Source organism: Mycobacterium sp. SP-6446, from assembly GCF_001954045.1.
Classification (GTDB): Bacteria; Actinomycetota; Actinomycetes; order Mycobacteriales; family Mycobacteriaceae; genus Mycobacterium.
The window spans coordinates 1-4,228 of the sequence record NZ_MBEM01000056.1 but is presented as its reverse complement, the minus strand read 5'-3'; the positions used below and the strand labels follow the sequence as shown (position 1 = coordinate 4,228).

The following is a 4,228-nucleotide window of genomic DNA, read 5'->3' as shown; positions in this document are numbered from 1 at the left end:
CACCGCCACATCGGGGCTGGCGCTGAGTTTGGACAGCAACACGGCCAGGGCGGCCTGCATCACCATGAAGCTGGTCGCGCTGTGCTCGCGGGCCAGCCGGGCGACCCGCTGTTGCAGCTCGGCGGGCCAGTCCACGGCGACGTTCGCACCGCGGTAGTCGGCCACCGGTGGGTAGGGCCGGTCGGTGGGCAGCGCCAGGCGTTCGGGCATGCCGGCGAGGGCTTCCTGCCAGAATTCCAGCTGCGCGGCGATGCGGCTGTCCGGGTCGCTCAGCTCACCGAGCTGGGTGCGCTGCCACAGCGTGTAGTCGACATACTGCACCGCCAAATCGGGCCAGCCGGGGGCTTGCGCCGCGCAGCGGGCGGAGTAGGCCACCCCCAGATCGCTCACCAGGGGCATGAGCGACACGCCGTCGGCGGCGATGTGGTGCATCGTGGCCACCAGCACGTGTTCGGCCGGGCTGATGACGAAAAGCCTTGCCCGCAAAGGTATTTCGCCCGTCAGATCGAACGTGTAACGGGCGGACTCCTCGATGGCCTTGGCCAGCCGGTCTTGCGACCACGCGCTCGCGTCGACGACCTGCCACCCGTAGTCGGCCCGATCGGCCGGGATCACCAGCTGCTGCGGGATCCCCTCGGGCGCCGGGAACAATGTGCGCAGGCTTTCGTGGCGGCCGACCACATCGCCCAGCGCCGCGCCCAACGCGTCGGCGTCGAGTTGGCCGCGCAGCTGCAGCGCCACCGCGATGTTGTAGATCGGCGACGGACCCAGCAACTGGTCCAGGAACCACAACCGGGACTGGGCGAACGACAACGGCACCACCGCGGGCCGCGGGCCGGCCACCAACGGCTCCAGCCCACCCTCCTCGGCGCCGATCCGCGGCGCCAGCTCGGCGACCGTGGGCGCGTCGAACACGCTGCGCACCGCGAGGCCGGCATCCAGGGCGGTGTTGATCGCGGCGATCAACCGCATCGCCGACAGCGAATCCCCACCCAGGTCGAAGAACGAGTCGTCGACCCCGACCCGGTCGAGCCCGAGCACTTGGGCGTAGATGCCGGCGAGGATCTCCTCGATGGGCCCGGTCGGGGCGTGGAAGTGCTCGCCATCCTGGTAGTCAGGTGCCGGCAGGGCACGGGTGTCCAGCTTGCCGTTGGACGTCAGCGGCAGGGCATCCAGTACGACGACGGCGGCGGGCACCAGGTAGGCCGGAAGCCGCTCGGCCAGCGTGGCGCGCGTCGCGGCCGGATCGGCGCTGCCGGTGACATAACCCACCAGGCGCTTGTCGCCGGGGCGGTCCTCGCGGGCGAGCACCGCCGCCTGCTCTACCCCGTCCAGGTTGGCCAGCGCGGTTTGGACTTCGCCGAGTTCGATGCGATAGCCGCGGATCTTGACCTGCTCGTCGGCGCGGCCGAGGTATTGCAGTTGGCCATCGGCTCGCCAATACGCCAGGTCCCCGGTGCGATACATGCGTGTTCCCGGCCCCCCGAAGGCGCAGGCCACAAACCGCGTCGCCGTCAACCCGGGCCGGCCGACATACCCGGTGGCCACACCGGTGCCGGCCACGTAAAGCTCCCCGACCACCCCCGCGGGCACCGGCCGCAACCAGCCGTCGAGGACGAACAACGCCGCCCCGTCGACCGGCGACCCGATGGGCGGCCCACCCGAACCCGCGGTGAGCGGGGCGCTGATTGCCACGCACATCGTCGTCTCGGTGGGTCCGTAGGCGTTGATCATCACTCGCCCCGGCGCCCAGCGATCCACCACCTCGGGAGGGCACGCCTCGCCGGCCATCACCAACGCCACCGAGTCGAGCCCCTCGGGTGACAACGCCGCAACGGCCGACGGGGTTTGGGTCAAAACGCTGACCCGCTCAACAATCAGCATGTCGTGGAAGTCTTTTGGTGAGGCGGTCACCTCTTCGGGCACCACCACCACTCGGCCGCCGCGCAGCAGCGCACCGAAGATCTCCCACACCGATACGTCGAAGGCCAGGGAGTGACACAGCGGCCATACCCCCGACGCGGGTAGGCCGGAATCCAACGGCTCCAGCAGCCTCGTGACATTGCCGTGGGTGACCGCCACGCCCTTGGGCACGCCGGTGGTGCCCGAGGTGTAGATCAGGTAGGCGAAGTCCGCCGGCGACGGTGTCGGCAACGACGTGGCTGGATACGTCTGGATGCGCGGGTCGTCAGCGTCGACCACCGGAACGCCAAGCCCGTCCAGCCGGCCGGCCAGCTCGGCGGTGGTGATCGCGGCGACGGGCGCGGCGTCGCCGAGCACGAACTGCACCCGGGCGTCCGGCACCACCGGGTCGATCGGCACGTAGGCCGCCCCCGTCTTCAGCACGGCCACAATCCCCACGACCGCCTGCTCGGACCGCGGCATCAGCAAAGCCACGCATTGTCCGGGGCCCGCGCCGTGGCCGGAAAGCAAGTGCGCCAACCGGTTTGATGCCTCGTCCAACTCGCGATAGGTCCACGGCCGCTGCCCACCGCTGATCGCGACCGCGTCGGGTGTGCGCGCCACATGGTTGGCGAACAATGCCGGAATCGAGACCGCCGCGGGCAGGGGGCGGGTCAGCGTCGCGCGATTGCCCCACTCGTCGAGCCGGGCCAGCTCGCCGGCGCCGAGCACATCCACCGACGACACCCGCCGCGTGGGGTCGGCGGTCAGCGCCGCCACCACCGCGCGCAGCCGCTCGATCAACGCCTCGATGCTGGCCGCGTCGAACACGTCGGTGCGAAACTCCACTTCCCCGCCGATCCCGGCGGGCTCGCCGGCCTCGGTCCAGCGTTCGGTCAAGCCGAACACCAGGTCCATGCGGGCGGTGTGGGCATCCACAGGCATCCGGGTGACGCGCAGGTCGCCCAGATTCAGCTCGGCGGGCTCGTTGTTCTGCCAGGCCAGCGCCACCTGGACGAGCGGATGGCGGGCCATGTTCCGCGCGGGGTTGAGCCGCTCGATCAGCACCTCGAAGGGCACGTCCTGGTGTTCGTAGGCGGCCAGGCTGCGTCCCCGCACCCGGTCGAGCAGCTCGGGGACGGTGGGGTCCCCGGCCAGGTCGACGCGCAGCACCAGGGTGTTGACGAAGAAACCGACCAGCTCGGTCAGCGCGGGATCGGGGCGCCCGGCGATCGGAAACCCGATGGCGACGTCGCTGCTGGCGCTGAGCTTGGACAGCAGCACCGCGAGGGCCGCCTGGACGACCATGAAGCTTGTCGCATTGTGCTCGCGGGCCACCCGGGCGACTTGCTGCTGTAGCTCGGCGGGCCAGTCCACGGGGACCGTGGCGCCGCGCTGATCGGCGGCCGGCGGGTAGGGGCGGTCGGTGGGGAGCTGCAACTGCTCGGGCATGCCGGCCAGGGCGTCTTCCCAGTAGGCGAGCTGGTCGGCGATGCGGCTGTGCCGGTCGTCGAGTTCGCCGAGCTGGCTGCGCTGCCACAGCGTGTAGTCGACGTATTGCACGGGCAACGGCGCCCAGTCGGGAGCTTGTCCGGCGCAGCGGCTGGCGTATGCCACACCCAGATCACGGACCAGCAGGTTCACCGACCACCCGTCGGAGGCGATGTGGTGCACCACGGCCACCAGCACGTGTTCGTCGTCTGATACCCGGAAAAGCCTTGCCCGCAAAGGGATTTCCGTCGCGAGATCAAACGTGTGACGGACCGCGGCACCGATGACCTCTTCCAGCCGGGCCGCCGGCCAACCGGTCGCGTCCACGACCTGCCAGCCGAAGTCCGCCCGCTCGGCGGGCATCACCCGCTGCCGCGGTATCCCCCCGGATGCGGCAAACAATGTCCGCAGGCTCTCGTGGCGGCCGATCACGTCGGCGACGGCCGCACCCAAGGCGTAGGCGTCGAGGGGCCCGCACAGCCGCAGGGCCACCGCCATGTTGTAGGCCGGCGACGGCCCCTGTAGCTGGTCGAGGAACCACAACCGGTTCTGGGCGAACGACAGTGGGATCACCGCCGGCCGGTCGCCGGCGACCAACGGTTCCAGCCCGGCCGCGCCCGCCGCACCGACGCGGGGCGCCAATTCGGCCACCGTGGGTGCCTCGAACAAGGCGCGCACCGAAAGTCCGGCGTCCAGCGCGGCATTGATCGCCGCGACCACGCGCATCGCGGATAACGAGTCCCCGCCGAGCTCGAAGAACGACTCGTCGACCCCGACCCGCTCCAGGCCAAGGACCTGGCCGTAGATGCCGGCGACGATGTCCTCGGTGGGGGTG

1 protein-coding gene is annotated in these 4,228 nt (G+C 70.6%); it reads right to left on the bottom strand.

The window, feature by feature from the left end; all coding sequences use genetic code 11:
* On the bottom strand, positions 1-4,228 hold a 4,228-nt coding region (locus A5736_RS04175), incomplete at both ends, for a non-ribosomal peptide synthetase (RefSeq protein WP_139333126.1).